This is a genomic window from Luteimonas huabeiensis HB2 (genome assembly GCF_000559025.1).
In the GTDB taxonomy this organism is placed as follows: domain Bacteria; phylum Pseudomonadota; class Gammaproteobacteria; order Xanthomonadales; family Xanthomonadaceae; genus Luteimonas; species Luteimonas huabeiensis.
The window spans coordinates 61,816-88,686 of sequence record NZ_JAAN01000030.1 but is presented as its reverse complement, the minus strand read 5'-3'; the positions used below and the strand labels follow the sequence as shown (position 1 = coordinate 88,686).

Annotated in this window: 20 protein-coding genes; 14 read left to right on the top strand and 6 right to left on the bottom strand. The window is 73.2% G+C overall.

All coding sequences use genetic code 11. The features are described 5' to 3' along the window. Positions 1-31: 31 nt before the first annotated feature. The gene (locus tag Z164_RS0112065) at positions 32-1,246 is read right to left on the bottom strand and encodes a sensor histidine kinase (RefSeq protein ID WP_024890941.1); all 1,215 of its coding nucleotides are present in this window, start codon (positions 1,244-1,246) and stop codon (positions 32-34) included. Then, positions 1,243-1,950, bottom strand: a complete 708-nt coding sequence (locus Z164_RS0112060; protein ID WP_024890940.1) for a response regulator transcription factor — start codon at positions 1,948-1,950, stop codon at positions 1,243-1,245. The genes Z164_RS0112065 and Z164_RS0112060 overlap by 4 nt, the downstream gene beginning before the upstream one ends. A 261-nt stretch (positions 1,951-2,211) precedes the next feature. Here Z164_RS0112060 and Z164_RS0112055 point away from each other — a divergent pair, with 261 nt between their 5' ends. From Z164_RS0112055 to Z164_RS23115, 13 genes are all read left to right on the top strand, one after another. Continuing rightward, positions 2,212-4,422 (top strand): TonB-dependent receptor, encoded by a 2,211-nt coding sequence (locus Z164_RS0112055; RefSeq protein ID WP_024890939.1) that lies wholly within the window; start codon positions 2,212-2,214, stop codon positions 4,420-4,422. 36 nt (positions 4,423-4,458) lie between these two features. Next, the gene (locus Z164_RS0112050; RefSeq protein WP_024890938.1) at positions 4,459-5,139 is read left to right on the top strand and encodes a Fe2+-dependent dioxygenase; all 681 of its coding nucleotides are present in this window, start codon (positions 4,459-4,461) and stop codon (positions 5,137-5,139) included. Continuing rightward, a complete protein-coding gene (locus tag Z164_RS0112045; protein WP_024890937.1) occupies positions 5,136-6,284 on the top strand; it encodes an alpha-hydroxy acid oxidase in 1,149 nt (382 codons plus the stop codon). The genes Z164_RS0112050 and Z164_RS0112045 overlap by 4 nt, the downstream gene beginning before the upstream one ends. Then, entirely contained in the window at positions 6,278-6,829 is a 552-nt protein-coding gene (locus Z164_RS21405) for a Fur family transcriptional regulator (RefSeq protein ID WP_024890936.1), read from the top strand. Before Z164_RS0112045 ends, Z164_RS21405 begins: the two co-directional genes overlap by 7 nt. 161 nt (positions 6,830-6,990) lie before the next feature. Then, on the top strand, positions 6,991-8,196 hold the full coding sequence (locus tag Z164_RS0112035) for an MFS transporter (protein ID WP_024890935.1): 1,206 nt from the start codon (positions 6,991-6,993) through the stop codon (positions 8,194-8,196). Then, positions 8,193-9,368 carry an isochorismate synthase gene (locus tag Z164_RS0112030; protein WP_024890934.1) on the top strand — a complete coding sequence of 392 codons (1,176 nt, stop codon included), beginning with the start codon at positions 8,193-8,195 and terminating at the stop codon, positions 9,366-9,368. The genes Z164_RS0112035 and Z164_RS0112030 overlap by 4 nt, the downstream gene beginning before the upstream one ends. Positions 9,369-9,385: 17 nt before the next feature. After that, complete coding sequence (locus Z164_RS0112025; protein ID WP_024890933.1) at positions 9,386-11,029, top strand: (2,3-dihydroxybenzoyl)adenylate synthase; 1,644 nt, start codon at positions 9,386-9,388, stop codon at positions 11,027-11,029. After that, positions 11,029-11,664: an isochorismatase family protein gene (locus Z164_RS0112020; protein WP_024890932.1), complete on the top strand. Its 636-nt coding sequence runs from the start codon at positions 11,029-11,031 to the stop codon at positions 11,662-11,664. The genes Z164_RS0112025 and Z164_RS0112020 overlap by 1 nt, the downstream gene beginning before the upstream one ends. Then, complete coding sequence (locus tag Z164_RS0112015; RefSeq protein WP_024890931.1) at positions 11,661-11,906, top strand: phosphopantetheine-binding protein; 246 nt, start codon at positions 11,661-11,663, stop codon at positions 11,904-11,906. The genes Z164_RS0112020 and Z164_RS0112015 overlap by 4 nt, the downstream gene beginning before the upstream one ends. Beyond that, entirely contained in the window at positions 11,906-15,829 is a 3,924-nt protein-coding gene (locus tag Z164_RS0112010; protein ID WP_024890930.1) for a non-ribosomal peptide synthetase, read from the top strand. The genes Z164_RS0112015 and Z164_RS0112010 overlap by 1 nt, the downstream gene beginning before the upstream one ends. Before the next feature lie 64 nt (positions 15,830-15,893). Then, the gene (locus Z164_RS0112005) at positions 15,894-16,664 is read left to right on the top strand and encodes a 2,3-dihydro-2,3-dihydroxybenzoate dehydrogenase (RefSeq protein WP_024890929.1); all 771 of its coding nucleotides are present in this window, start codon (positions 15,894-15,896) and stop codon (positions 16,662-16,664) included. A gap of 48 nt (positions 16,665-16,712) precedes the next feature. Beyond that, entirely contained in the window at positions 16,713-17,450 is a 738-nt protein-coding gene (locus Z164_RS20515; protein ID WP_321166286.1) for a penicillin-insensitive murein endopeptidase, read from the top strand. Between the two features lie 204 nt (positions 17,451-17,654). Then, positions 17,655-19,829 carry a pectate lyase family protein gene (locus Z164_RS23115; RefSeq protein ID WP_024890928.1) on the top strand — a complete coding sequence of 725 codons (2,175 nt, stop codon included), beginning with the start codon at positions 17,655-17,657 and terminating at the stop codon, positions 19,827-19,829. Positions 19,830-20,088: 259 nt separating this feature from the next. Here Z164_RS23115 and Z164_RS0111990 read toward each other — a convergent pair whose 3' ends face one another. The 4 genes from Z164_RS0111990 to Z164_RS0111975 are packed head-to-tail and all read right to left on the bottom strand — an operon-like array spanning position 20,089 to position 25,300. Next, positions 20,089-20,346: a hypothetical protein gene (locus Z164_RS0111990; RefSeq protein ID WP_024890927.1), complete on the bottom strand. Its 258-nt coding sequence runs from the start codon at positions 20,344-20,346 to the stop codon at positions 20,089-20,091. Further along, positions 20,336-22,690 carry an FdhF/YdeP family oxidoreductase gene (locus tag Z164_RS0111985; protein ID WP_024890926.1) on the bottom strand — a complete coding sequence of 785 codons (2,355 nt, stop codon included), beginning with the start codon at positions 22,688-22,690 and terminating at the stop codon, positions 20,336-20,338. The genes Z164_RS0111990 and Z164_RS0111985 overlap by 11 nt, the downstream gene beginning before the upstream one ends. Further along, positions 22,687-23,565, bottom strand: coding sequence for a formate dehydrogenase accessory sulfurtransferase FdhD (gene fdhD / locus Z164_RS0111980; protein ID WP_052338429.1), 879 nt, complete (start codon positions 23,563-23,565; stop codon positions 22,687-22,689). Before fdhD ends, Z164_RS0111985 begins: the two co-directional genes overlap by 4 nt. Positions 23,566-23,614: 49 nt before the next feature. Then, positions 23,615-25,300, bottom strand: coding sequence for an OFA family MFS transporter (locus tag Z164_RS0111975; RefSeq protein ID WP_024890924.1), 1,686 nt, complete (start codon positions 25,298-25,300; stop codon positions 23,615-23,617). 165 nt (positions 25,301-25,465) lie between these two features. Between Z164_RS0111975 and Z164_RS0111970 the strand changes: the two genes are divergently transcribed. Beyond that, a complete protein-coding gene (locus Z164_RS0111970) occupies positions 25,466-26,587 on the top strand; it encodes a substrate-binding domain-containing protein (protein WP_201769597.1) in 1,122 nt (373 codons plus the stop codon). The last annotated feature ends 284 nt before the right edge of the window (positions 26,588-26,871 follow it).

Here is a 26,871-nt window from a genome sequence, read left to right as displayed (position 1 = left end):
TCCGGCGGCGCGGCCGCCTGCCGGCCGGTCCTCAGTCGCGGAAGCGCAATACGAAGCGGGTGCCCCGGCCGCCGGCCACCGGCGACTCCACGTCCAGCGACCAGGACTGGATCGCGCAGACGCGCTTGGCGATCGCCAGCCCCAGCCCCGGCCGGTGCAGGCCGGCGTCCCGGGCTTCGGGGGGCAGGTCCCGGCGGCGGCCGCTGAAGTAGCGGTCGAAGACGTGCGGCAGCTGCGCCTGCGCGATGCCCGGCCCGGTATCGGTGAAGCGCAAGCCGCCGGGGATGGAGGCGACGGTCAGCGTCGCCGGAGCGGCGTGCATCGCCGCGTTGCGGATGACGTTGCGGACCACGGTCAGCAGGGCCGGCCGGCTGAGCGTTTCCTCCTGCGCCGGATCCACGTCGTCGGCCCTGGCGTGGGCGAGGCTGTAGGTGCTTTCGAGCGACTGGCCGATCTCGCCCACCGCGGCGACGATGCGGCGCAGCCGGGACGCGGCGTCCTCCGGCGTCATCGCGCGGTGCCTGGCCATCACCTCCGCGTCGCTCCGGATGATCGCCAGCGGGGTCCTGATCTCGTGGTGCAGGTTGGCCGAGAACTCCTTCTGGTCGGCGATGGCCGAGTCCACCTGGTCCTGGACGCGGTTGAACACTTCCAGCAGGCGAGCGGCCTCGTCCGCGTCGTCGATGTCGTCCACGCCGCCGCCGGGCGCCCAGCGCGCCAGGCGGTCGGTCATCGCGTTGATCGGGGTCACCAGCCAGCGCGCCACCCTGCCGCTGACCAGCAACGCCAGCAGCGAGAACGCGGCCACGATGGCCGCCAGCGCGATGGCGAACCTCCACTGCTGGCGATCCAGCAGCGTGGTGTCGTAGAGCACGTAGGTGCGCCCGTCCCGGGCGGCCGAAACGAGGACGTGCCAGTCCCCGCCGGGACGCTCGATCGCGTGCATGCCCAGGGACAGTTCGCGCAGCTGCGCGGGCATGTTCGGCGCCCGCACGCGGTCGGATTCGCCCCAGACGAACAGCGCCGGGCCGTACTCGCGCTCGAACGGCTGTTCCCAGCGGTCGCCGACGTCGGCCAGCCTGGCGTTGAGGCGCTCGGCCTCGCCGCGCACCAGGTCGCCGACCATGGCGGTTTCCATCCGGTGGTAGGTGTAGAAGGCCAGCAGTCCCGCCAGCAGCAGCGCCACGCTGGTCAGCGAGGTCAGCGCGAAGCGGATGCGCCAGGCGATCGACCTGCCGCGCTTCATCCGGAGCGCGCCGCGATCAGTCGCCAGCCCACGCCGTGGACGGTGTCGATGCCGTCGAAGCCATGGGCGTGCAGCGTCTTGCGCAGCAGGTGCACCTGGCCGCGCAGCGCCTCCGGCGACGGCGGCTCGCCGTGCCACAGGTACTCTTCCAGCTTCTGCCGGGGCACCACCCGCCCGGAGTAGCGCATCAGCATCTCCAGGATCAGCATGCTCTTGCGCGGCAGCTTCACTTCCTGCCCGGCGACGGTCGCGCGCTGGTCGGCGGGCACGTAGCGCAGGGGGCCGAATTCCAGCGCGTGCGCGGTATCGGCCAGTTGCTTCGACCTGCGGATCAGGGCCTTGGCCCGCATCAGCAGCTCGTCCATCGCGAACGGCTTGGTGAGGTAGTCGTCCGCACCGCCGGAGAAGCCCTGCCGCTTGTCCTCCAGGGCGGCGCGCGCGGTGAGCATCAGCACCGGCGTGGCCAGCTGCAGATCGTTGCGCATCCGCTCGAGCAGGCGCAGCCCGTCCATGCCGGGCAGGCCGATGTCGAGCACGACCAGGTCGTAGGCGTCCTCCTCCAGCCGCCGCAGCGCGGTCCGGCCGTCGCCGGCGATGTCCGGCGTGAGCCCCTCGCTCTCCAGCACGAGCGCCACGTTGTCGGCGATGGTCGGTTCGTCCTCGACGATCAATACCGTGTAGGGAAGCGGTGGGTCGCGGCGCATGGGGTCCTGTCCGTTCGGGAGCCGGGCCGGCGACGGTGCGTGCGGCGGCGGACAGCCTTCCACAGCCGCGACGCTGGATCAATGAGCATCGTTCCCATTCTTATCAGAATTCTCAGTTCGATGAAAATTCGACGGGCCGCTCGCTAGTCTCCTCCGCACATCGCATTCCGGCCCGGCCGTTCCGGGCCCTCCGCCACGGCGCGAACGTCCGGTCGCGCCCAGCCGCATGCGTCCGTCAATCACCCTGAGGATCGAGTCCCGATGACGCACCGTCATGTCGAGGCGGATGGCGCTCTGCAGCCCGCCGCCCTGCTGCCGCCCGAAACCTTCCGTTCCGCGTTCCGCAGGACCGCGCTCGCCGGCGCCGCCATCGGCGGCGCGCTGGGCCTGGCGCCCGTCCATGCGCAGGAGGCGGAGCGCGCGGTCGATCTCGATACGGTCGAGGTCGTGGGCCACTGGATCGGCGAGAACCCCAAGTTCACCGCGCCCCCGGTGAACACCCCGCGCACCGTCACCACTCTCGACGAGGGCCTGATGCGCGAACGCGGCGCGATGTCGCTGCAGGACGTGCTGCGCACCACGCCCGGCATCACCCTGGGCGCCGGCGAGGGCGGCACGCCGGTGGGCGATCGCCCGTTCGTGCGCGGCTACGAGGCCAGCACCGACATCTTCATCGACGGCGTGCGCGACTACGCGCGCGGCTCCCACGACATCTTCAACCTCGAATCGATCGAGATCATCAAGGGCGCCAGTTCGGCGTTCACCGGCCGCGGCGGCACCGGCGGCAGCATCAACCTGCAGACCAAGCGTCCGCGCCTGGACACGTTCGCGGACGTGTCCGCCGGCTACGGCAGCGACGGCCAGTGGCGGGCGACCGCGGACGGCAACCTGCCCGTCTCGCGCAACGGCGCGCTGCGGCTGAACCTGATGAAGATGGGCGGCGAAGTGCCCGGGCGCGACGGCGTCACCGTGGACCGCTGGGGCGTCGCGCCGTCGCTCGCCTTCGGGCTGGAGACCGCCACCCGCCTGGTGCTGCAGTACTCGCACGTGCAAAACGACGACATGCCCGATCTGGGCATTCCCTTCAGCAACGCCGCCCGCCCCGAGCGCACGACGCCGCCGAAGCTGGACCGGAACAAGTTCTACGGCCGGCTCAACGCCGATTTCCGCGAGAACGAACTCAAGACCTCGACGATCCTGTTCGAGCACGATTTCTCCGACAGCCTCTCCCTGCGCAACGTCTGGCGCCACGTCGATACGCTCAACCACTACCTGATGTCGCGCCCGACCTTCGACAACTGCACGGCCGGCTCGGGGCCGCCGTGCTCGGACGAAGGGCCGGACGCGCAGTTCTCGCGCGCGAGCCGGCCGCGCTGGCGCGCGACCGATTCGCTGATCAACCAGACCGACCTCTACGGCCGCTTCGCGACCGGCAGCGTGGAGCACAGCTACAGCGTCGGCCTGGAGGTCGGCCGGGAGCGCATCTACAACCGCAGCATGAGCGGCGCGCCCGCCACCGACATCGACTCGCTCTACGACCCCGACCCCCACCGCGCGTACGACCACCGGATCGTCTACGGCGACCGCACGGCCGCCGGACAGGTCAGGACGCGCTCGCTGTACTTCATCGAGACCGCGCAGATCAGCGAACGCTTCCTGGTCAACGCGGGCGCGCGGCGCGACATCTTCGAAGTGGAGGACACGTCCGACTACCGGAAGGACGCCTTCTGGAACTGGCAGGCCGGCCTGATCTACAAGCCGGCGTCGAACGGCAGCCTCTACCTGTCGTACTCCACCTCGTCCAACCCCGCCGGCGAGAACCTGGGGCAGGGCGGCGGCGCCGACGGCGTCGGCGGCGGCGCGCAGATCCGCGACGTCGATCCGGAGAAGAGCCGCAGCTGGGAACTGGGGACCAAGTGGGACCTGCTCGGCAACAGGCTGTCGCTGACCGGCGCGCTGTTCCAGACCGAGAAGACCGACGCGCGTTCGACGGACCCGCTGACCGGCGACGTCACCCTCGACGGCAACAACCGCGTGCGCGGCGTGGAGCTGGGCGCGGCCGGCGCGATCACCGACCGCTGGAACCTCTGGGCCGGCTACACCTGGATGGACCCCGAGGTCATCGCCTACCGCAGCGGCAACAACGTGTTCGACGGGCTGCAGATGAAGTTCATCGCCCGCCAGAGCGGCAGCGTGTGGACGACCTACCAGCTCCTGCCGGCGCTGACCGTCGGCGGCGGCGCGACCTGGCAGGGTGACCGCTACGCCAACGACGCCAACACCCTGGTGCTGCCCGGCTGGGTCCGTTACGACGCGATGGCGCGCTACGACGTCACCCGGGACTTCTCGCTGCAACTCAACGTCAACAACATCTCCGACGAGGAAATGTACGACGCCTCGCACGTCGGGTTGTTCGCGGTGGTCTCGCCGGGCCGTTCCTGGATGCTGACGGCCACCTATCGCTTCGACTGACCCGGTTCCCGTTGCCGCGCGCGGCAGGAGACGTCCATGCTGCTGGTCATTCCCGACGTGTTGGATCCGCAGGCCCTGTCCGAGGCGCGCGAGCGCCTCGGACGGGCGGACTGGCGCGACGGCCGCGAGACCGCCGGGTACGCGGCCGCGGGCAGGAAGACCAACGAGCAACTGCGCGCCGACGACGCGGTCGCGGCCGCGCTGGGGCAGCGCATCCTCGACGCCCTGTCGCGAGATGCGCGCTTCGTCTCGTTCGTCCTGCCGCAAAAGATCCTCTCGCCGATGTTCAACCGCTACCGGGGCGGCGGCGAGTACGGGTTCCACATCGACAACGCGATCCGCGTCGACCCGCTGACCGGCCAGCGCATCCGCGCCGACGTCTCCACGACCGTGTTCCTCAACGGGCCGGACGAGTACGAGGGCGGCGAACTGCTCATCGAGGGCACCTACGGCGCCGAGGCGCTGAAGCTGCCCGCCGGGCACGCGGTGGCGTATCCGGGCAGCAGCCTGCACCGGGTCGCGCCGGTGACGCGCGGCGAGCGCCTGGCCTCGTTCTTCTGGACCCAGAGCATGGTGGGCGACGATGCGCAGCGCGCGCTGCTGTACGAACTCGACACCGCCATCCAGGCGTTGGCGCGCCGGCCGGAGAACGCCGACGAGGTGGTACGGCTGACCGGCGTCTACCACAACCTGGTCCGGCGCTGGGCGCAGACATGACCCGGGCGCGCGAACCCGCCGCGTCCACCCCGGGCGATGCGACCCGGCTGGCGGACATGACCTGCCTGCAGGACTACGAGGCGATGGCCGAACGGTGCCTGGACCCGGGCGTCTGGGCCTACCTGAACGCCGGTGCCGCCGACGGCATCGTGCATCGGCGCAACCGCGAGGCGTTCGCGCGGGTCGAGCTGCTGCCGCGGGCGATGCGCAGGGTCGCCGGCGGCAGCGCGGCCGTCGAGCTGTTCGGCGCCCGCCATCCCCATCCGTTCCTGATCGCGCCGACCGCCTACCACGCGCTGGCGCATCCCGACGGCGAGCGCGCCACCGCGCTGGCCGCGGCCGCCCTGCAGGCGCCGTTCGTCGTCAGCACCCAGGCCAGCGCTTCGCTGGAGGACATCGCGCGCTGGGCCGAGCCGGCGCCGCTGTGGTTCCAGCTCTACCTGCAGGAAACGCGCGAGGTCTCGCTGGACCTGGTGCGCCGCGCCGAGGCGGCCGGCTACCGGGCCATCGTGGCGACCGTGGACGCGCCGATCCAGGGCCTGCGCAACGAGGACCGGCGGCGCGGCTTCGCGTTGCCGCCCGGGGTCCAGCCGGTGAACCTGGCGCGCTACGGCGGCGCGCGCATGGGAACCGTCGCGGTGGACGCCGGTGCGTCGATCTTCGGCCATCCGCGCGTCGCGGCGATGCCCGACTGGTCGGACCTGGGCTGGATCGCCGCGCGCACCGAGCTGCCGGTGCTGGTCAAGGGCCTGCTGCATCCGCTCGATGTCGAGCCGGCGCTCGGCGCCGGCGCGGCCGGCGTGATCGTCTCCAATCACGGCGGGCGGGTGCTGGATGCGCTGCCGGCCACGCTGGATGCGCTGCCGGGCGTCGTGGCGGCGGTCGCGGGCCGGGTGCCGGTGCTCATGGATGGCGGCATCCGGCGCGGGACCGACGCGATCAAGGCGCTCGCCCTGGGCGCCTCCGCGGTGCTGGTCGGCCGGCCGATCCTGCACGGGCTGGCCGTGGGCGGCGCCGCGGGCGCGGCCCACGTGCTGAACCTGCTGCGCGCGGAGCTGGAGATGGCCATGGTGCTGTGCGGACTCGAATCGCTGGCGGATGCCGGCCCGGCGCTGCTGTTCCGCAGAGGAGGACGAGGATGCTGATCGATGCCGGAAGGAGCGGGGCGGTCGCCGAGCCGCCGGAAGGCGAGGGGGCGCCGGCGCCCGGCGCGCAGCGCGACGCCGACGCCGCGGCCTCGTGCGCCGGCCGGCTGCGCGCGAGCGGGCTGCGGGTGACCTCATCCAGGCTGCACGTCCTGCAGATCCTGGCGGCCAGCGGCGGTCGCTGGACGAGCCCGGACGAGATCTACCGGGCGTTGCTGGCGCGCGGCGTCGCCACCACTGTCGCCTCGGTGTACTCGGCGCTGCGGACGATGGAGGCCCGGGGCCTGGTCCTGCGCGAGTTCCACAGCGGCGTCAACGGCGCCAAGGCGGTGTATCTCGCCGCGCCGGGCACGTCCGGCGACGGCCTGGAGCCGGCGGTGTTCATCGTCTGCCGGCAGTGCAACGCCGACCGGCAGGTACGCGATCGGCTGCTGCGGCGCCAGCTGGAATCGGCCGCGCGGCGGCAGGGCCTGGCGGCCGCCGGCCAGCGCCTGACGCTCTACATCACCTGCGAACGCTGCGCCGAAGGCGGCGCTCGCGGCTGAGGGCCGGGCGCGTTCCGCGCGGCAGGATGTCCTATCGGGATTTAACGACAATGAGACCTGTTATCATTCCTTGCGAGGACCCATCGCAGCGTCCCTCGCGTCTCCCGGGGCGCAGTCCTCCGGGTCGGCGCCCCCCACTTTCCGCCCACGTGCCGTCTTCCATGTCCACAGACTCCCAGCCCGCCGTCCCCGGCCTGCCCGCGCTGGTCTTCGCCGCGCTCGCCGGCACCATGGCGATGATGGCGTTCGTCGCCGTCGTCGGGCCGGTGGTGCGGCTGCTGGGGCTGGCGGAGTGGCATGCCGGGCTCTCGGTCACCGCCGCCGGCGTGCTGTGGATGCTGTCCGCGCGCCGCTGGGGCGGCCTGAGCGACCGCATCGGCCGCCGCCGGGTGCTGCTGATCGCGCTGGCCGCGTATGCGGTGGTCTACGTCGCGATGGCCCTGTTCGTGGACCTCGCTCTGCGCAGCCCGCCGCCGATCTGGGTCTCGGTGGCGGTGCTGGTGGCCACGCGCGCGCTGGTCGGGCTGTTCTACGCCGGGGTGCCGCCGACCGCGGCGGCGGTGGTGGCCGATGGCGCGCCGCAGGGGCGGCGCGCCGGCATCATGGCGCGCCTGGGCGCGGCCAATGCGCTGGGCATGGTGGTCGGGCCGGCGGCCGCCGGCTGGATCGCCTTCCACGATCTGGCGCTGGCCCTCTACGTCGCCGCCGCGCTGCCGCTGCTGTCGCTGGGCATGGTGTGGTGGCGGCTGCCGGCCGCCGCGGCGCAGGCCGCCCGGCCGCCCGGGCCGCGGGCGGGCGTGGCCTGGATGGACCGCCGCCTGCGCCTGCCGGTCTACGCGGTGTTCGCGGCGATGGTGTCGGTGACCATCGCCCAGGTGGTGGTGGGGTTCTTCGCCATCGACCGGCTGCGGCTGTCGCCGACCGACGGCGCGCGCGTGGCCGGCCTGGCGCTGACCGCGGTGGGCGTGGGCCTGATGGCCTCGCAGGTGCTGGTGATGCGCCTGAAGGCGGTGCCGCCGGCCCGCTGGATCGCGATCGGCGCGGCGATCGCCGCGCTCGGCTTCGCGTCCTCGGCGCTGGTCCACGCGCACTGGCAGCTGTTCCTCGCCTACGGCGTGGCGGCGTTCGGGATGGGCTTCGTGTTCCCGTCGTTCCAGGCGCTGGCCTCGGATTCGGTGGACGCGCACGAGCAGGGCGCCGCGCAGGGCACGGTCGCCTCGGTGCAGGGGCTGGGCATGGTGGTCGGCCCGATGCTGGGCACGCTGCTGTACCGCTGGTCGCCGAGCGCGCCGTACCTGCTGGTGGGCGCGGTGCTGCTGGTGCTGGCGCTGGCGGCCGCCCTGCATCGTCAGGAGGCGGCGGCATGAGCGAGCAACTGGGCCGGTCGAGCGCCGCCGAGCCGGTGGCGGCGCCGCCGCGCAATGCGGCGGAAGAACGCTTCCTGCTGGCCGCGCCGTCGCGGCGGCTGGAGGCCGCCGGCTGCCTGGCGCGCCTGCCGGCCGGCCGCGCGGACACCCTGGGCGCGCGGGTGGCGCGGTTCTTCGCCGCGTCCGCGGGCGGCCCGGGGCTGCTGGTCGGCGCCTTGCCGTTCGACCCCGAGCGCGACGACGCGCTGTACCAGCCTGCGCGCGTGGGCGCGTGGACCGCGCCCGCCCCGGGCCGTGCGACGCCGGTGCCCGGCACCGCGATCCCGGAGCCGGACGCGAGCGCCTATGCCGACGCGGTGGCGCGCTGCGTGGCGCGGATCGGCGCCGGCGACGACGGCCTGCGCAAGGCGGTGCTGGCGCGCAGCCTGCGGGTGGAAGCGGCCGCCGCGGTGGATCCGTACCGGCTGGCCGCGCGGCTGGGCGAGGACCCCAGCGTGACCACCTACGTCGTGCCGCTGCCGGTCGCCGCCGGCGAGGCGCCGGCCTGGCTGGTGGGCGCCTCGCCCGAACTGCTGGTGTCGCGCCGCGGCGACGCGGTGGTCTCGCATCCGCTGGCCGGCTCCGCGCGCCGCAGCCGGGATGCCGGCGAGGACGCCCGCGCGGCCGAGGCGCTGCTGGCCTCGGCCAAGGACCACGACGAACACCGCTACGTGGTCGAGGCGATCCTCGATGCGCTGGCGCCGCTGTGCCGGCAGCTGCAGGCGCCGGCCCGGCCCTCGCTGCATGCCACCGCCACCATGTGGCACCTGGGCACCTACATCGCCGGCACCCTGAAGGACCGCGAGGTCTCCGCCGCGCAGCTCGCCGGCCTGCTGCATCCCACGCCCGCGGTCTGCGGCACGCCGCGGCCGGCGGCGCTGGCGGCGATCCGCGCGCTCGAACCGGTCGATCGCGGCTTCTACGCCGGCGCGGTCGGCTGGGCCGACGCCGCCGGCGACGGCGACTGGTACGTCTCGATCCGCTGCGCGCGCGTGCAGGGCCGGGCGATGCGTCTGTTCGCCGGGGCGGGTATCGTGGCCGGCTCGCAGCCCGATGCCGAGGTCGACGAGACCGCCGCGAAGTTCATGGCGCTGCTGAACGCGCTCGGCCTGGACGGCGTGCGCACCGCTTGAACCGATCGAGGAGTGCAATGAGCCAATCCGCCGACACGCGCCTGCCGCTGCGCCAGGTCTGGCCCGACGCGTTCGTGGCGCGCTACCGCGCCGCCGGCTACTGGCGCGGCGAGACCTTTCCCGGCTTCCTGCGCGATCGCGCCCGGCGCTTCGCCGGCGACGTCGCCGTGGTCGGCGGCGAGGCGCGCTGGACCTACGCGCAACTGTGGGACCGCGCCGAGCGCATCGCCGCCGGCCTGCTGGCGCACGGGCTCGCTCCGGGCGACCGGGTGGTCGTGCAACTGGGCAACATCCCCGAGTTCGTCGCCGTGGTCTGCGGCCTGTTCCGCGCGCAATTGATCCCCGTCTACGCCCTGCCGGCGCACCGCCTGACCGAGGTCGCGCACTTCGCGCGCCGCGCCGAGGCCAGCGCCTACGTCGGCGCGGAGAAGTACGAAGGCTTCGACTACCGCACGCTGGCGCGCGAGCTGCAGCGCGAGGTGCCGGCGGTACGCCACGTGTTCGTGGTCGGCGAGGCGCAGGAATTCGTCGCCGTCGATGCGCTCGACGGCGACCGCGCGGCGCTGCCGGACGATCCCGACCCGCAATCGGTGGCGTTCCTGCAGATCTCCGGCGGCAGCACCGGGCTGTCGAAGCTGATCCCGCGCACCCACGACGACTACATCTACAGCTTCCGCGCCAGCAACGAGATCTGCGGGATCGGCCGCGACAGCGTGTACCTGGTCGCGCTGCCGGCCGCGCACAACTTCCCGATGAGCTCGCCCGGCTTCTTCGGCGCGCTCTACGCCGGCGCGCGCGTGGTGCTGAGCCCGGGGCCGGGGCCGGACGCGGCGTTTGCGCTGATCGCGCGCGAGCGCGTGACCTGCGTCGGCCTGGTGCCGCCGCTGGCGCTGCTGTGGGCCGACGCGGCGGCGAAGACCGCGCACGACCTGTCCAGCCTGCGGGTGGTGCAGGTCGGCGGCGCCAAGCTGGTGCCCGAGGCCGCGCGCCGCGTGATCGCCGGGCTGGGCTGCACGCTGCAGCAGGTGTTCGGCATGGCCGAAGGTCTGGTCAACTACACCCGGCTCGACGATCCCGAGGACATCGTCATCCACACCCAGGGCCGGCCGATCAGCCCGGACGACGAGGTGCTGGTAGTGGACGATCGCGGCGAGCCGGTGCCCGACGGCACCACCGGCCACCTGCTCGCGCGCGGGCCGTACACCATCCGCGCCTACCACAACGACCCGGCGGCCAACGCGCGCGCGTTCACCGACGACGGCTACTACCGCACCGGCGACATGGTCCAGCGCACCGCCGGCGGCTACCTGATCGTGCAGGGGCGCGCCACCGACCACATCAACCGCGCCGGCGAGAAGATCTCGGCCGAGGAGATCGAGGACCACCTGCTCGCGCACCCGCAGGTGTTCGACGCCGCGGTGGTGTCGATCCCGGACGAATTCCTCGGCGAGCGCAGTTGCGCGTTCGTGATTCCCGGCGGGGCCAGGCCGCGTCCGGCCGAGCTCAAGGCCTGGGTGCGTGGGCGCGGGCTGGCGGCGTTCAAGGTGCCGGACCAGATCGTGTTCGTGGAGGCGTTCGGCACCACCGCCGTGGGCAAGGTCAGCCGCAGGGAACTGCGCGCGCAGCTGCGCGAGCGCTTCCTGGCGCAGGAGGCCTCCTGATGGGCCTGCCCAGGATCGCCCCGTACCCGCTGCCGGTGGCCGCCGAGCTGCCGGCGCCGCGCGCGGCGTGGGTGCCGCAGACCGGCCGCGTCGCGCTGCTGGTGCACGACATGCAGCGCTACTTCCTGGCCGCCTACGAGGCCGAAGCCGGGCCGATCGCGCCGGCCATCGCCCACCTCGCGCGGCTGCTGGCGCACGCGCGCGAACGCGCCATCCCGGTGTTCTACACCGCCCAGCGCGGCGACCAGGACCGGCGCGACCGCGGCCTGCAGGCCGACCTGTGGGGGCCGGGCATGCGCGCGGTGCCCGAGCACGAGGCCATCGTCGATGCGCTGGCGCCGGCCGCCGGCGACCACGTGCTGGTCAAGCACCGCTACAGCGCGTTCCAGCGCAGCAACCTGGACACGCTGATGCGCGCGCGCGGCCGCGACCAGTTGCTGATCGCCGGCGTCTACGCCCACATCGGCGTGCTCTCGACCGCGACCGAGGCGTTCCAGCGCGACATCGAGCCGTTCGTCGTCGCCGACGCCGTCGCCGATTTCTCCCGCGCCGACCACGACATGGCGCTGCGCTGGATCGCCCGCACCTGCGGCGTCCCGCTGACCACCGACCGGATCCTGGAACTGCTGACATGAGCGAGCCCCTGACCCTCGAACGCATGCGCCACGACATCGCCGCCCAGCTCGGCGAGGCGCCCGAGGACGTCGGCGACGACGACAACCTGATGGACCTGGGCCTGGACTCGATGCGCGTGCTCGGGCTGGTGATGAAGTGGGGCGAGAGCGGGCTGCCGCTGGAGTTCTCGCACCTGGCCGAGCACACCACCCTGGCCGGCTGGTGGCGGGTGGTGCAGGACCTGCAGCGGAAGGGCGGCTGATGTCCGAGGCCGCGCGCGCGCGGATCGCCCCGGCGCCGGCCGCGGCCGGGGACTGGCCGCTGACCGAGGCGCAGTCCGGGCTGTGGTACGCGCAGCGGCTGGCGCCGGACAACCCGGCGTTCAACACCGCGCACGCGCTGTGGATCGACGGCGCGCTCGACGTGCCGGCGTTCGTGCGCGCCGCCGAACGCGCCGCCGCCGAGGCGCCGGCGCTGGCGCTACGCATGCGCGATGGCGAAGACGGCCCGCGCCAGCGCGTCGATCCCGAGCACCTGCCGCGGCTTGCGGTGATCGACCTCTCGCACGAGGCCGACCCGGAGGCCGCAGCGCGCGCGGCGATGGCGCGCGACCGCGACACCCCGGTCGATCCGGTCCGCGACCGCCTCGCGCTGCAGCGGCTGTACGCGCTGGGCGGCGAGCGCTACGTCTGGTACCTGCGCGTGCATCACCTCGCCACCGACGGCTACGGCATGGCGCTCTTGACCGAGCGCGCGCTGGCGCTGTACGCCGCCGCGCAGGGCGCCGGCGAGGCCGGCGCGCCGTTCGCGCCGCTCGAGGGCGTGATCGCCGAGGACGCCGCCTACCTCGGCTCGGACAAGCGCGCCCGGGACGCGGCGTACTGGCGCGAGACGCTGGCCGGCATGCCGGCGGCCTCCGGCCTGGGCTCAGGCTTCGCGCCGGCCGCGCACGGCTGCCATCGGCTGAGCGTCGCGCTCGCGGCGGACCTGCGCGGCGAGCTGCTCGCGCTGGCGCAGCGGCTCGGCCAGCCCTGGCCGGACGTATTGACCGCGCTGGCCGCGGAGTACTGCCGGCGCATGGCCGGGCAGGCGGAAGCGGTGCTCGGCGTACCCTACATGGGGCGGCTGGGCAGCGCCTCGGCACGGGTGCCGGCGATGGTGATGAACGTGCTGCCGCTGCGGGTGCCGGCGATGCCCGGCGCCTCGCTGGCCGAGTTCGTGCAGGCGATCGCCCGCGCGCTGGTGCGCGGGCGCCGCCACGGCCGCTATCGCGGCGAGCAGCTGCGCCGCGACCTGGGCCTGATCGGCGGCCAGCGCCGCCTGCACGGCCCGCTGGTCAACGTGCAGCCCTTCTACCGGCCGCCGCGGCTGCACGGCGCGCGGGTGCGGCTGGAGATCCTCGGCACCGGGCCGGTCGACGACGCGACGATCGGCTTCCGCGGCGACGGCGCCAACGCGCTCGAGCTGGAGATCGAGGCCAACCCGGACCTGTACGCCACCGGCGAGATCGCCGCGCACGCGCAGCGCCTGCAGGCGTTCCTCGCCGCGGCCTGCACCGCCGAGGGCATCGACGACATCCCCCTGGCCACGCCGGAGGAGGCGCGGCGCGCGCTGGTGGAGTTCAACGCCACCGAGCACCCGCTGCCCGACACCACGCTGGCCGCGTCGATCGAGGCGGCGATGGCGGCGACGCCGGACGCGCCGGCGCTGGCCTTCGGCGACACGACGCTGACCTACGCCGAGCTCGACCGCCGCACCCGCGCGCTGGCGCGCGCGCTGCAGGCCCGCGGGCTCGGGCGCGACGGCGTGGTCGCGGTCGCGCTGCCGCGCTCGCTGGAACTCGTCGTCGCCCTGGTCGCGGTGCTGCGCGCCGGCGGCGCCTACCTGCCGCTCGATCTCGCGCACCCGGCCGAGCGGCTGGCGCGGATCCTGCGCTCGGCGCGGCCGGTGTGCGTGCTGGCATCGCGCGACACCGCGCACCTGTGGCCGGGCGACGTGACGCTGCTGGCGCCCGGCGACTGGCCGGGCGGAGACGACGCCCCGTTCGCATCCGCCGCGCAGCCGGGCGATGCGGCCTACGTGATCTACACCTCCGGCTCGACCGGCGAGCCGAAGGGCGTCGTGGTCGAGCACCGCGCGATCGTCAACCGCCTGGAGTGGATGCGCGCGCACTACCGCATCGACGCCTCCGACCGCATCCTGCAGAAGACGCCGGCGACCTTCGACGTCTCGGTGTGGGAGTTCTTCCTGCCGCTGATCGCCGGCGCCGTGCTCGACGTCGCCCCGCCCGACGCGCACCGCGACCCGGTCGCGCTGGCGCGCCTCATCCGCGAGCGCGGCATCACCACGCTGCACTTCGTGCCCTCGATGCTCGCCGCGTTCCTGGCCGCGCCGCAGGCCGAAGGGCTGGCGGTGCGGCGGGTGTTCGTCAGCGGCGAGGCGCTCGACGCCGACCTGCGCGACCGCTTCCACCGCAGCGTGCGCGCGGAGCTGCACAATCTCTACGGTCCCACCGAGGCCGCGGTGGACGTGAGCTGGTGGCCGGCCTCGGCCGACGACACCTCGCGCCCGGTGCCGATCGGCTTCCCGGTCTGGAACACCCGCCTGTACGTGCTCGACGCGCGCATGCGCCCGTTGCCGCCGGGCGTGGCCGGGGATCTCTACCTGGGCGGGGTGCAGCTCGCGCGCGGCTACCTCGGCCGCGACGATCTCACCGCCGAGCGCTTCGTCGCCGATCCGCACCGGCCGGGCGAGCGCCTCTACCGCACCGGCGACCTGGCGCGCTGGCGCGCCGACGGCGCGGTCGAGTTCCTCGGCCGCAGCGACCACCAGGTCAAGCTGCGCGGGCTGCGCATCGAGCTGGGCGAGATCGAGGCGGCGATCATGGCCAGCGGGCAGGCCGCGCAGGCGGCGGCGATGCTGCGCGAGGATCGCGCAGGCGACCGCCGGCTGGTCGGCTACCTGCAGCCGGCCGACGTGGGCGCCTTCGACGCCGACGCGCTGCGCGCCTTCGTCGCCACGCAGGTGCCCGACTACATGGTGCCGGCGGCGTTCGTCGCCCTGGAGACCTGGCCGGTCACCGCCAACGGCAAGCTCGACCGCGCCGCGCTGCCGGCGCCCGCGTTCGAGGCCGGCGCGTTCGTGGCCCCGCGCACGCCGACCGAGGCCGCGGTCGCCGAACTGTTCGCGCAGGCGCTGGGCCTGGAGCGCGTTGGCGGCGACGGCGACTTCTTCGCCCTGGGCGGCGACTCGCTGTCGGCGGTGCACCTGCTGCTGGCGATCCAGCGCCACTTCGGCCGCGACCCCGGCCTGGGCGCGCTGTTCGCCGCGCCGACCGTGGCCGGCATCGCCGCGCTGCTCGATGCCGACGATGCGGCGCCCGACCACGGCCTCGGCCCGACGATCGCGCTGGCGCGCGGCGAGGCCGCGCGGGCGCCCCTTTTCGTCGTGCATCCGGCCGGCGGCATCGCCTGGTGCTACCGGGAGCTGGCGCGCGCCCTGCGTCCGCGGCGCGACGTGCATGGTCTGCAATCGCCGGCGCTGGACCTGGCGCAGCCGCTGCCCGGCAGCATCGACGCCCTGGCCGACGACTACGCCCGCCGCGTCGCCGCGCTGCGGCCCGACGGCCCGCTGCACCTGCTCGGCTGGTCGGTCGGCGGCATCATCGCCCAGGCGATGGCGGTGCGGCTGCGCGCGCAGGGCCGCGAGGTCGGCCTGCTCGCGCTGCTCGACGCCTATCCGGCCGAATGCTGGCGCGCCGAGCCCGAGCCGGACGCGGTGGATGCGCTGCGCGCGCTGCTGGCGATCGCCGGCTACGACCCCGAGCGCTACCCGGACCTGCGCAGCCGCGAGGCCATCGTCGAGTTCCTGCGCCGCGGCGACAGCGCGCTGGGCAACCTGCCGGGCCGCGTGCTCGACGGCGTGGTGCGCGCGGTCACCGACACCAACCGCCTCGTGCGCCGCCACCACCACGCGCGCTACGACGGCACGCTGCTGCACGTGCGCGCCGGCCACGACCACGCCGACCGGCCGCAGTTGCAGTCCGCGCTGTGGCGCGCGCACGCGGCCGCGGTCGAGGCGGTCGAGCTGCCGTTCCGGCACGGCGAGCTGACCGGCCGCGACGCGACCGCCGCGATCGCGCCGCTGCTCGACGCGCGGCTGGCGGCCTTCGACGCGCCCCCATAGCCGCCCGCTCGCGGCGCCCCGACGACGACGCGGCGCGGGCGCCGCGCGCATTCCGGAGATCGAGATGCAACTGACAGGTTTCGAAGGCAGGATCGCGCTGGTCACCGGCGCTGCCGGCGGCATCGGCGCCGCCGTCGTGGAGCGGCTGCGCGCCAGCGGCGCGACGGTGATCGCCACCGACCTGCGCGCGCCGGAGATCGCCGATGCGCCCGGCGCCGCGCCGGCCCACGCCTTCGCGCTCGACGTGACCGACGCGACCGCGGTGGATGCGCTGGTCGCGTGCGTGGAGGCGGAGTTCGGCCCGATCGACCTCGCCGCGCACGTCGCCGGCGTGCTGTCCACGACCACCGTGCGCGAGACCAGCGACGCCGAATGGCGGCGCACCTTCGCGGTCAACGCCGACGGCGTGTTCCACGTCGGCCGCGCGCTGGCGCGGGTCATGGCGCCGCGCCGCCGCGGCGCGCTGGTGGTGGTCGGCTCCAACGCCGCCGGCATCCCGCGCCACGCGATGTCGGCCTACGCCGCGTCCAAGGCCGCGGCGACGATGTTCGTGCGCTGCCTGGGGCTGGAGCTCGCGCCGCTGGGCATCCGCTGCAACGTCGTCGCCCCGGGCTCGACCCGCACGCCGATGCAGACCGGCATGTGGGCCGACGCCAGCGGCGAGGCCAGGGTCATCGCCGGCAGCCTGGAGACCTTCAAGAGCGGCATCCCGCTCGGCAAGCTGGCCGAGCCCGAGGACGTCGCGCACGCGGCGATGTTTCTGCTCTCCGAGCAGGCCGGCCACATCGCGATGCAGGACCTCTACGTCGATGGCGGGGCGACGCTGCGCGCCTGAGCGGCGCGGCCCCCGGGCGCCCGCTGGCCGTGCGCGCCCGGCCGGCGCGTGCCAGGATGGCGGCATGGCCGGCGACGACGCTCCACCCGAGGCGCGCACGCGGCGACGGCGCGCCCGCACGCTCGCCGCCGCGGTCCTGGCGACGGCGATGCCGCTGTGCGCGGCCGGGAGCGTCTGCTACGGCACCCGGCGAACGGGCGGCTGGAGGGCGGCGTGCGGCTGCCGGCGAAGGGCGACAACTTCGCGCCCTACAGCGAGCTCGGCGTGCGGCTCGGGCGGACCTACGTCCACGAGCGGGTGGCGCGCACGGTGACGGCGGCCTATGCCGCGCTCGCGGCCTTGCGGCCGGAGACGGTCTACGTCTACGGCGAAACCGGTCTCGCGCAGGGCGGGCGCTTCGAACCGCATCGCACGCACCGCAACGGGCTGTCGGTGGATTTCATGGTGCCGGTGCTCGACGCGCAGGGGCGTTCGGTGCCGTTGCCGACCGCGGCCGGCAACCGCTTCGGCTACGACCTCGAGTTCGACGCGCAGGCGCGCGCAGGCGAACTGCGCATCGACTTCGACGCCATCGCCGCGCATCTGCTAGCGCTGCACGCCGCCGCCGCAGAGGAGGGCATCCGGATCGGCCGGGTGATCTTCGATCCGGCCTACCTGCCGCGCCTGTTCGCGGCGGAGCGCGGCGAGGCCGTCCGGCGCCGGATCGCCTTCATGCAGCGCCCGGCCTGGGTCCGGCACGACGAGCACTACCACGTCGATTTCGAGCTGGCGTGCCGCCCGCCATGAGGACGGCGCCGCAGCTTCGGCGGCGGTCCGGCTGAATCCGGCGTGCGCGGGCGTCCGCCCCGCGCCGGCGAGGCGGCGGTCACGAATCGGATGTCCACCGATAGACATGCGTTTTCCGGCGTGCCCATACTCGGCCCGCCTCTCCCCCGCGGCGGTCTCCGGTTCTCCGGGGCTCGGCCCCGTCTTGCCAGGAAGGAGAGGGACATGAAGCACGCAACGAACGGCTGGCTGTTGGCGGCCGCGCTGGGCCTGGCCGCCGCCGGCGGCGCGCAGGCGCAGAGCGGCCCGAACCTGAGCCTGGGCGCGGGCGCCGACGGGTCCAGCAAGGGCTCGGGCACGAGCTACGGCAACGTGACCGACGGCGATCTCGGCACCTGGTGGTCGCCCAACGGCGCCACCGGCCGCATTTCGGTGAAATGGAGCGCGCCGCGCACCGTGGGGAGCGTGGTGATCCGCGAACCGGCCGGCATGCAGGGGCGGATCGGCGCGTGGCGGCTGGTCAACCACGGCAACGGACAGGTCCTGGCCACCGGCTCGGGCGCCGGGACGATCGCGTTCGCGCCGGTGTCGGCGAGCAAGCTCAACTTCGAGATCCTCGCTGCCAGCGGCACGCCGGCGGTGGCGGAGTTCGAGACCTACGCCGACGGCGGGCCATCGACCCCGCCGATGACACCGCTTACCGTATCGCTCTCGGCGTCGGCGGCCGGCAGCGACGCGCGGCTGTCCTGGTCGGTCGCCGGCGGCACCGCCGCCCGTCAGCAGGTCTATCGCGACCGCGACCCCGATCCGGCCGGCCGGACCCTGGTCGCCGACCACGTGCCCGGCGGCGCCTACACCGACCCGGGCCTGGCCGCCGGCACCTACTACTACTGGGTGCGCGCGTTCGACGGCGACGGCCACGGCTACGAGTCGGCGGCGGTGCCGGTGACCATCGCCGCGAGCGGCGGCGGCGGCGGCGAGCCGGGCCCCGGCATTTCCGCGGCCTGCCGCGAGCTGATCGAGAACCCGGCGATGAACTGGCGCGAATCGCCGGTGCTGACCGGCGATCAGGCGATCGTGGGCTGCCTGGCCCAATCGCTCGGTACTCCGGTCGGCTTCGGCCACCGCGCCACCGGCGGCTACGACCCCGCCGGCGGCAGCACCCTGGTGGTGGTGACCCAGGGCGGCGCGGTGCCGCCGGAGCAGCAGATCCTCGATGCGATCGGCACCGACGACCCGACCTGGATCGTGTTCGACAAGGACGACTTCGCCGCGCCGACCGACATCGCGATGTACCGCAACGGCTGCACCAACCCGGCGGTGCTCGCGGCGCTGGGCGGCGCGACCGTGGCCGAGTGCCGCGACCACCGGCTGTGGTGCGCCAACCGCGGCGTCTCCAGCGCCTCGTGCGAGGACACGTTCTTCAACGACCGCCTCAACGATTCCAGCCTGGACGCGCTGAAGCTGCCGCTGGTGCACTCCAACACCACCATCGACGGCCGCGGCGCGAATGCGAGCTTCATCTTCAGCGGCTTCAAGATCGGTTCCGACAGCGGCGGCAGCCCGACCCACACCAGCCGCAACGTCATCGTCACCCACAACCGCTTCGCCGGCGTCGGCCATGTCGAGGACCACGATCTCGACCCGGACATGGTGCGCTCCACCGGAGCCTCGCACGACATCTGGATCCACCAGAACACGTTCGTGAACACCGGCGACTCGGCCTACGACGTCAAGGTGGGCGCCTACGACATCACCGTGTCGTTCAACCGCCTGCACAACGTCAAGCGCGCCGCGCTGCACGGCTCCAGCGACAGCCGCACGATCAACGCGCAGATCGCCACGACCGTCCACAACAACCTGTACGTGACCACCGACGACGTCTACGGCGACAGCGCCTACGACGGCCTGCGCCGCGTGCCGCTGCTGCGGCGCGGGCAGTCGCACCTGTTCAACAACGTCTTCTACGGCTACCGCAAGGACGTGCTGAGCGTGCGGGTGGGCGGGCGCATCGCGTTCGAGGACAACCTGTTGCTCAACAACATCGACAACAGCAAGGGCGACGACCTCGACGACTGGGTCGCCAACCTGCTGCGCGACGTGCGCGACACCTCGGGGCTGCGCGTGGAGGGCAGCGTGGTCCGCTATGCCGACGCCAACTGCCAGGCGCAGGGCGCGCCGGGCGACCTCACCCGCACGGTCGGCTCGGTGCCGGACATGCTGGCGGCCTACGATGCCCGCTCGCTGGCGCTGATCGAGGACAACTGGCTGCCCGCGGACATGGACCTGGCGCGCTACGTGTTCGCCACCGCCGGCAAGGGCGGCCTGGCGCCCTACGTCTCGCCGGCGACGCCGGGGATCGCGGCGATCATCGCCGCCGCGCCGGCGGGTTGCCAGTAGGCGGTCCCGCATCGTCCCTTCTCCCGCAAGCGGGCGCATGTTGTCCCTTCTCCCGCTAGCGGGATCACATCGTCCCTTCTCCCGCAAGCGGGGCCATGTCGTTCCTTCTCCCGCCGCCGGATGAGGGCCGCTTTGCACTCCTGCGGCCTGCCCCCATCCGCCTTCGGCACCTTCCCCCCGCTTGCGGGGGAAGGGAAAAACAAGATGCGCCCCGCTTGCGGGGGAGGAATCGCCTTTGCGCGCCGGATGTCGATACGCCCTACGGCGGCGGTTCGCGCACCAGGCGCCGGCCGGCGTCGGTCAGCACGGCCAGCGTGCGCGGGCCGTCCTCGAAGGTGCGCACCAGCCCCGCGCCGGCGACGCCGGCGATGCGGTCCTCGCCCAGGTAGGCCAGCATGCGCATCAGCACGCTCATGCGCACGCCGAGCCGCTTGCACAGCCTCGGCAGCGAGATGCCGTCGGGCGCGCCGGCCAGTTCGGCCAGCAGCGCCCGCAGCAGGGCCTCGTCAGCGGACAACGGCGGCGGGGATGTCGCGCTGGCGCGGCGCCTGCGCGCCGGCCTCCGGCGCGTGCGGGGCGAGCACCACCGGCACCGACTTCGAGGTCGGCGTGCGCGATTCGTCGGCGAAGCTCGACAGCGGCACCAGCGGGTTGGTCTCCGGGTAGTAGGCGGCCAGGCAGCCGCGCGGGATGTCGTAGGCGACCAGCATGAAGCGCTTGGCCTGGCGGCGCACGCCGTCCTCGCACAGGCTCTCCAGGTCCACCCAGTCGCCCGGCTTCATGCCCAGCGCGTCGATGTCCTCGGGGTTGATGAACAGCACGCGGCGCTCGCCGAACACGCCGCGGTAGCGGTCGTCCAGGCCGTAGACGGTGGTGTTGTACTGGTCGTGCGAGCGCGTGGTGGCGAGGGTGAACACCGGCTGCGTGCCGTGCATGCGCCGCGCGCGGTGGATCGGGTTGTCGGTGGGTACGGCCGCGGCGATGAAGTTGGCCTTGCCGGTCGGGGTGACCCACTTGCGATCGCGCGCGGTGTTCGACAGCCGGAAGCCGCCGGGCACGCGCACGCGCGCGTTGAAGTCGTGGAAGTCGTCGAAGGTCTTGGCGATCAGGTCGCGGATGCGGTCGTAGTCTTCCACCAGCCACAGCCAGGGCACGCGGCTGCGCGCGCCGAGCGTGGCGTGGGCGAGGCGGGCGACGATGGCCGGTTCCGAGAGCAGCAGGTCGGAAGCGGGCGGATTGATGCCCGCGGAGATGTGCACCATGCTCATCGAATCCTCGACCGTGACCCCCTGCGGGCCGGCGGCCTGGACGTCGATCTCGGTGCGGCCCAGGCACGGCAGGATCAGCGCGTCGCGGCCGTGGGTCAGGTGGCTGCGGTTGAGCTTGGTGGTCACGTTGACGGTCAGCGCGCAGTTGCGCAGCCCGCGCGCGGTGGCCTCGGTGTCGGGGGTGGCGATGGCGAAGTTGCCGCCCATGCCGAAGAACACCTTGGCGCGGCCGTCGATCATCGCCTCGATCGCGCCGACGGTGTCGTAGCCTTCCTTGCGCGGCGGCTCGAAGCCGAACACGTCGCGCAGCCGGTCCAGGAACGCGGCCGGCGGCTTCTCGTAGATCATCATCGTGCGGTCGCCCTGCACGTTGCTGTGGCCGCGCACCGGGCAGGCGCCGGCGCCGGGGCGGCCGAGGTTGCCGCGCAGCAGCAGCAGGTTGACGATCATGTTGATGGTGGCGACCGAGTGCTTGTGCTGGGTGATGCCCATGCCCCAGCAGGCGATCACGCGCTCGGACTGCAGGTACAGCTCGCCGGCGCGGCGGATCTGCGCCTCGTCGAGGCCGGATTCCTCGAGGATGACCTCCCACGGCTCGGCCAGCACGTCGGCGGCGAAGGCGTCGAAGCCGGCGGTGTGCTCGGCGATGAAGGCGCGATCGAGCAGCGACGCGCCGCCGTTGGCGGTGACCTCCAGGTCGCGCTCGAGCACGTGCTTGATCATGCCCTTGACCGCGGCCAGGTCGCCGCCGATCTTGAGCTGGAAGTAGTCCGAGGAGATCCGGGTCGAGCCGTAGGTGGCCATCTCCAGCTTGTCCTGCGGATCGGCGAAGCGCTCCAGGCCGCGCTCGCGCAGCGGGTTGAAGGAGACGATCCGGCAGCCGCGCTTGGCCGCCTCGCGCAGCTCGCCGAGCATGCGCGGATGGTTGGTGCCCGGGTTCTGGCCGAAGATGAAGATCGCGTCGGCCTGCTCGAAGTCGTGCAGCGAGACGGTGCCCTTGCCGACGCCGATCTGCTTCTTCAGCGCGGTGCCCGAGGATTCGTGGCACATGTTCGAGCAGTCAGGGAAGTTGTTGGTGCCGTACTCGCGCACGAACAGCTGGTACAGGAACGCGGCCTCGTTGGAGGTGCGCCCGGAGGTGTAGAAGATCGCCTCGTCGGGCGAGGCCAGCGCGTTGAGGTGGGCGGCGATCAGCGCGAAGGCGTCGTCCCAGCTGGTCGGCACGTAGTGGTCGGTGGCTGCGTCGTAGCGCATCGGCGTGGTCAGCCGGCCCTGGCCTTCCAGCCAGTGGTCGCTGTACTCGCGCAGCTGGGCGACGCTGTAGCGCGCGAACAGCTCCGGCCCGGCGCGGAACTTGGTGGCCTCGGCGGCGACGGCCTTGGCGCCGTTCTCGCAGAACTCGAAGGTCGAGGTGTGGTCGCGGTCGGGCCAGGCGCAGCCGGGGCAGTCGAAGCCGTCGGGCTGGTTGGCGCGCAGCAGGGTCTTCGCGCCCTTGATCTCGATGTCCTGCTCGATCAGCGTCCGGGCGACGCTCTTCAGCGCGCCCCAGCCGCCGGCGGGACCGTCGTACTTGCGGATGGTCTGCTTGCTCATGGTCTGGCTCCGGCCTGCGCGCGCGGCCCGGCCGGCGAAGGCCGCAGCCGCTGCGCATGGGTGTAGACGGCATGCCCGTCGTCGCGGGCGAAGCCGATCAGGGTGAGGTTGGCGCGTTCGGCCAGCGAGATCGCCAGCGCGGTCGGCGCCGAGATCGCCGCCATCAGCGCGATGCCGGCGCTGGCGGCCTTCATCGCCATTTCGTAGCTGGCGCGGCTGGTCACCACCAGGAAACCGTCGGCCGCGTCCAGGCCGGCGGCGTGCATCGCGCCGATCAGCTTGTCGAGCGCGTTGTGGCGGCCGACGTCCTCGCGCACCAGCCGCAGGCCGCCGTCGAGCGCGGCCCAGCCGGCGGCATGGGTGGCGCCGGTGAGCGCGGCGATGGCCTGGGATCGGCGCAGTTCGTGCAGCGCGCGGCGCAGCGCCGCGACCTCGACGCGCACGTCGGCGGTCACCGGCGGCGGCTGCCGCAGCGCGGCCTCCAGCAGTTCGCTGCCGCACACGCCGCAGCCGCTGCGCCCGCTCAGGCTGCGCCGGCGCCGCTCCAGCGCCTCTGCGCGCGCCGGCGGAATGCGCAGCCGGATCTCGATGCCTTCCAGCAGCTGCTCGACGCCCTCGATGCGCGCGTCCTGCGCGCGCTCGACGATGCCCTCGCTGAGCGCGAAGCCCAGCGCGAAGTCTTCCAGGTCGGCGGGGGTGGCCATCATCACCGCGAACGGCGCGTCGTTGTAGACGAAGGCCACCGGCACCTCCTCGGCGACGTGGTCGTCGAGGCGGCGGCCCTCGCCGGCGCGCCAGCGCTCGACCGGCCGCAGCACGCTGCCGGCCGGCGGCGGGGCGGGGGAGGGATCGGGCTGGGCGCGGGGACGGGTCATGGCGGGAGGGTGCCGCGACCGCCGTGGGCGGGCGGTCGCGGCGCTGCGGTCAGGTGAACAGGATCAGGGCCTTTTCCAGCGTGACCCACATGCCCCAGGCCAGCGGCAGGCCCACCGCGGCCCAGGCCAGGGCGATCAGCAGCGGGTTGCCGCCGCTGCCGATGCGGTCCATCTCCTCCTGGGAGACCAGGGATTGGCCGCTGTCGTCGACCTTCTCGTTGGCCAGCTGCTTCTCGCGCGCCAGCTCTTCCGGGCTCATGAAGTGCTTGGGATCGACCGGGCGCACCAGCAGGTTGCAGATCAGGCCCAGCACCAGCATGCCGGCCAGGATGTACATCGTGGTGTTGTAGACCTGCGACGGCGGCATGCCCAGGCTCAGCTGGTACTCGCGCATGTAGCCGACCACGACCGGGCCGAGGATGCCGGCGGTGGCCCACGCGGTCAGCAGGCGGCCGTGGATCGCGCCGACGTGCTGGGTCCCGAACAGGTCGGCCAGATAGGCCGGCACGGTGGCGAAGCCGCCGCCGTACATCGACACGATCACGCAGAACGCGGCGACGAACAGGGCGACGCTGCCGGCGGTGCCGAGCGAGGGCGCGGCCGCGTACAGCGCGAAGCCGAGCACGAAGAAGATCATGTAGGTGGTCTTGCGGCCGAGCTTGTCGGACATCGAGGCCCAGAAGAAGCGGCCGCCGATGTTGAACAGGCTCAGCAGGCCGGTGAAGCCGGCGGCGATCGCGGCGATCGCGCCCAGCTGCGCGGCGTCGAGCTGGCCGAAGCCGGCGTCCACGCCGATCAGGCGGCCGCCGAACATCTCCTGCAGCATCGGCGAGGCCATGCCGATCACGCCGATGCCCGCGGACACGTTCAGGCACAGCACGCCCCACACCAGCCAGAACTGCGGGATGCCCCAGACCTTGCTCACGTGGACGTGGCCGCGGGTGATCATCGCGTTCTCCTTGGCCGGCGGCGGGGTCCAACCCTTCGGCTTCCAGCCGGTGGGCGGCACCCGGTAGCCGAACGCGCCGGCCATCATGAAGGCGAAGTAGACCAGCGCCATGACCACGAAGGTCTCCTTGACGCCGACCGAGGTCGGGGTGGCGAAGTGCCGCATCAGCATGTCCGCCAGCGGGCTGCCGATCAGCGCGCCGCCGCCGAAGCCCATGATCGCCATGCCGGTGGCCATGCCGCGGCGGTCGGGGAACCACTTGATCAGCGTGGAGACCGGCGAGATGTAGCCCAGCCCCAGGCCGATGCCGCCGATCACGCCCGAGCCCAGCCAGAGCATCCAGATCTGGTGCAGGTGCACGCCGAGCGCCGAGATCAGCAGGCCGCCGCACCAGCACAGCGCCGAGACGACGCCCGCCTTGCGCGGCCCGGCGCGTTCCAGCCAGCCGCCCCAGATCGCCGCCGAGCAGCCCAGCAGCACGAAGAACAAGGTGTACATCCAGCCCAGCTCGGAGACCCGCCAGTCGCAGCTGGACGAGACGATGCGCTGGAAGAAGCCCATGTCGGCGGCGCAGGCGACCGGCTCGGTGATGCCCACCGCCATCGACAGCGGCAGCCAGAACACGCTGAAGCCGTAGGCCATGCCGATGCACAGGTGGATGGCCAGGGCCGCCGGCGGGACCAGCCAGCGGTTGAAGCCGGGTTTGGCGACGATCCTTGCCTTGGAGAGCAGTCCGTTGTCGTGGATCGCGGTGGCGGGCAGCGCACCGGCATTGCTGTTGGCCATGAGGCCTCCCCGTGGTTCTCGGTTGCGAGGACGACACCCGATATGTTCTGAAGAACATATTGAGTGGGACAAAGTGCCGCAATTCTAGAACAAATCGTCCACACGTCCCCGCCTGCGATGGTCTAACATTCGGCTAAAACAAGCCGATTAAATCGGCTCTGGCGCATGTTGCGCCGCAGCGTCGATGTCGAGAGGGAAGCGATGTACAAGGTGCGCATCCAGCCGCGCTGGGAGCTCGAGAACGCCGACGGCGCGCGCCTGTCGCCGCACCTGGTGGACCTGCTGGTCGCGGTGCGCGCGCACGGCTCGCTGGCCGCCGGCGCGCGCCGGGTCGGGTTGTCCTACCGCTACGCCTGGGGCCTGCTGGAGCAGGGGCGCGAGGTCTTCGGCCAGCCGCTGCTGCGCGGAACGCGCGGACGCGGCGCGCAGCTGACCGCGCTCGGCGAGCGCCTGGTCTGGGCCGACAGCCGCATCCGCGCGCGGCTGTCGCCCACGCTCGACAGCCTGGCGACCGAGGTGGAGGCCGAACTGGAACGGGTGGTCAGCCACGGTGCCGCGCCGCTGCGCATGCACGCCTCGCACGGCTTCGGCGTCGAGGCGCTGCGGCGCGCGCTGTCCGAGGCCGGACTGCCGCTCGATCTCAAGTACCGCAGCCCGGACGACGCGCTCTCGGCGCTGCGCAGCGGCAGTTGCGAACTGGCCGGCATGCACCTGCCGATCGGCGACCTGGAGCGCGAGGTGGCGGCGCACTACGCCGACCGGCTCGACATCGAGGGCGACCGCATCGTGCACCTGGCCATGCGCCGCCAGGGCCTGGTGCTGGCGCCGGGCAATCCGCTCGGCCTGCAGCGCCTGGCCGACCTCGCGCGCCCGGGGCTGCGCTTCATCCACCGCCAGCCCGGCTCCGGCTCGCGGTTGCTGTTCGAGCGCCTGCTGGCGCGCGATGGGGTGGATTTCGATGCGATCGGCGCCTGCGAGGTCGAGGAACTGACCCACGCGGCGGTGGCCGCCTACGTGGCCAGCGGGCTCGCCGACGCCGGTTTCGCGCTGGAGCCGCCGGCGCGCCGCTATGGCCTGGAGTTCGTGCCGCTGGCGACCGAGCACTACTTCTTCGTCTGCCGCGCTGCCGCCCTGGAGAGCGACCGGCTCGACGGCCTGGTCGCGCTCCTGCGCAGCCCCGGGTTCCGCAACGAACTGGGCCGGCTGCCCGGCTACGACCCGGGCTATTGCGGGGTGGTGCAGTCGCTGCCCGAGGCCTTCGCCGCGTTCCGGCGCCCGGGCTTCTAGGCTGTATCGACATTCAGCGCGCGAAAGGCCCTCTCTTGGAGGCACGCTGTCTTTGGCCTGCTCCCGCAAGCGGGGAGCACCCTGTTTCCCTTCCCCTGCTAGCGGGGAGCATCTTGTTTTTCCCTTCCCCCGCAAGCGGGGGAAGGTGCCGAAGGCGGATGGGGGGGCACGCCGCAGGCGTGCAAAGCCGCCCTCATCCGGCGCTGCCTTGCGGGAGAAGGAACAACGTGGCCCCGCTTGCGGGAGAAGGAGCAAGATGAGCCCGCTTGCGGGAGAAGGGACGA

Excerpts from the sequence above, each read along its gene's own strand:
- Z164_RS0112065 (WP_024890941.1), bottom strand. The coding sequence starts at position 1,246 with ATGAAGCGCGGCAGGTCGATCGCCTGGCGCATCCGCTTCGCGCTGACC.
- Z164_RS0112060 (WP_024890940.1), bottom strand. The coding sequence starts at position 1,950 with ATGCGCCGCGACCCACCGCTTCCCTACACGGTATTGATCGTCGAGGAC.
- Z164_RS0112055 (WP_024890939.1), top strand. The coding sequence starts at position 2,212 with ATGACGCACCGTCATGTCGAGGCGGATGGCGCTCTGCAGCCCGCCGCC.
- Z164_RS0112050 (WP_024890938.1), top strand. The coding sequence starts at position 4,459 with ATGCTGCTGGTCATTCCCGACGTGTTGGATCCGCAGGCCCTGTCCGAG.
- Z164_RS0112045 (WP_024890937.1), top strand. The coding sequence starts at position 5,136 with ATGACCCGGGCGCGCGAACCCGCCGCGTCCACCCCGGGCGATGCGACC.
- Z164_RS21405 (WP_024890936.1), top strand. The coding sequence starts at position 6,278 with ATGCTGATCGATGCCGGAAGGAGCGGGGCGGTCGCCGAGCCGCCGGAA.
- Z164_RS0112035 (WP_024890935.1), top strand. The coding sequence starts at position 6,991 with ATGTCCACAGACTCCCAGCCCGCCGTCCCCGGCCTGCCCGCGCTGGTC.
- Z164_RS0112030 (WP_024890934.1), top strand. The coding sequence starts at position 8,193 with ATGAGCGAGCAACTGGGCCGGTCGAGCGCCGCCGAGCCGGTGGCGGCG.
- Z164_RS0112025 (WP_024890933.1), top strand. The coding sequence starts at position 9,386 with ATGAGCCAATCCGCCGACACGCGCCTGCCGCTGCGCCAGGTCTGGCCC.
- Z164_RS0112020 (WP_024890932.1), top strand. The coding sequence starts at position 11,029 with ATGGGCCTGCCCAGGATCGCCCCGTACCCGCTGCCGGTGGCCGCCGAG.
- Z164_RS0112015 (WP_024890931.1), top strand. The coding sequence starts at position 11,661 with ATGAGCGAGCCCCTGACCCTCGAACGCATGCGCCACGACATCGCCGCC.
- Z164_RS0112010 (WP_024890930.1), top strand. The coding sequence starts at position 11,906 with ATGTCCGAGGCCGCGCGCGCGCGGATCGCCCCGGCGCCGGCCGCGGCC.
- Z164_RS0112005 (WP_024890929.1), top strand. The coding sequence starts at position 15,894 with ATGCAACTGACAGGTTTCGAAGGCAGGATCGCGCTGGTCACCGGCGCT.
- Z164_RS23115 (WP_024890928.1), top strand. The coding sequence starts at position 17,655 with ATGAAGCACGCAACGAACGGCTGGCTGTTGGCGGCCGCGCTGGGCCTG.
- Z164_RS0111985 (WP_024890926.1), bottom strand. The coding sequence starts at position 22,690 with ATGAGCAAGCAGACCATCCGCAAGTACGACGGTCCCGCCGGCGGCTGG.
- fdhD (WP_052338429.1), bottom strand. The coding sequence starts at position 23,565 with ATGACCCGTCCCCGCGCCCAGCCCGATCCCTCCCCCGCCCCGCCGCCG.
- Z164_RS0111975 (WP_024890924.1), bottom strand. The coding sequence starts at position 25,300 with ATGGCCAACAGCAATGCCGGTGCGCTGCCCGCCACCGCGATCCACGAC.
- Z164_RS0111970 (WP_201769597.1), top strand. The coding sequence starts at position 25,466 with ATGTTGCGCCGCAGCGTCGATGTCGAGAGGGAAGCGATGTACAAGGTG.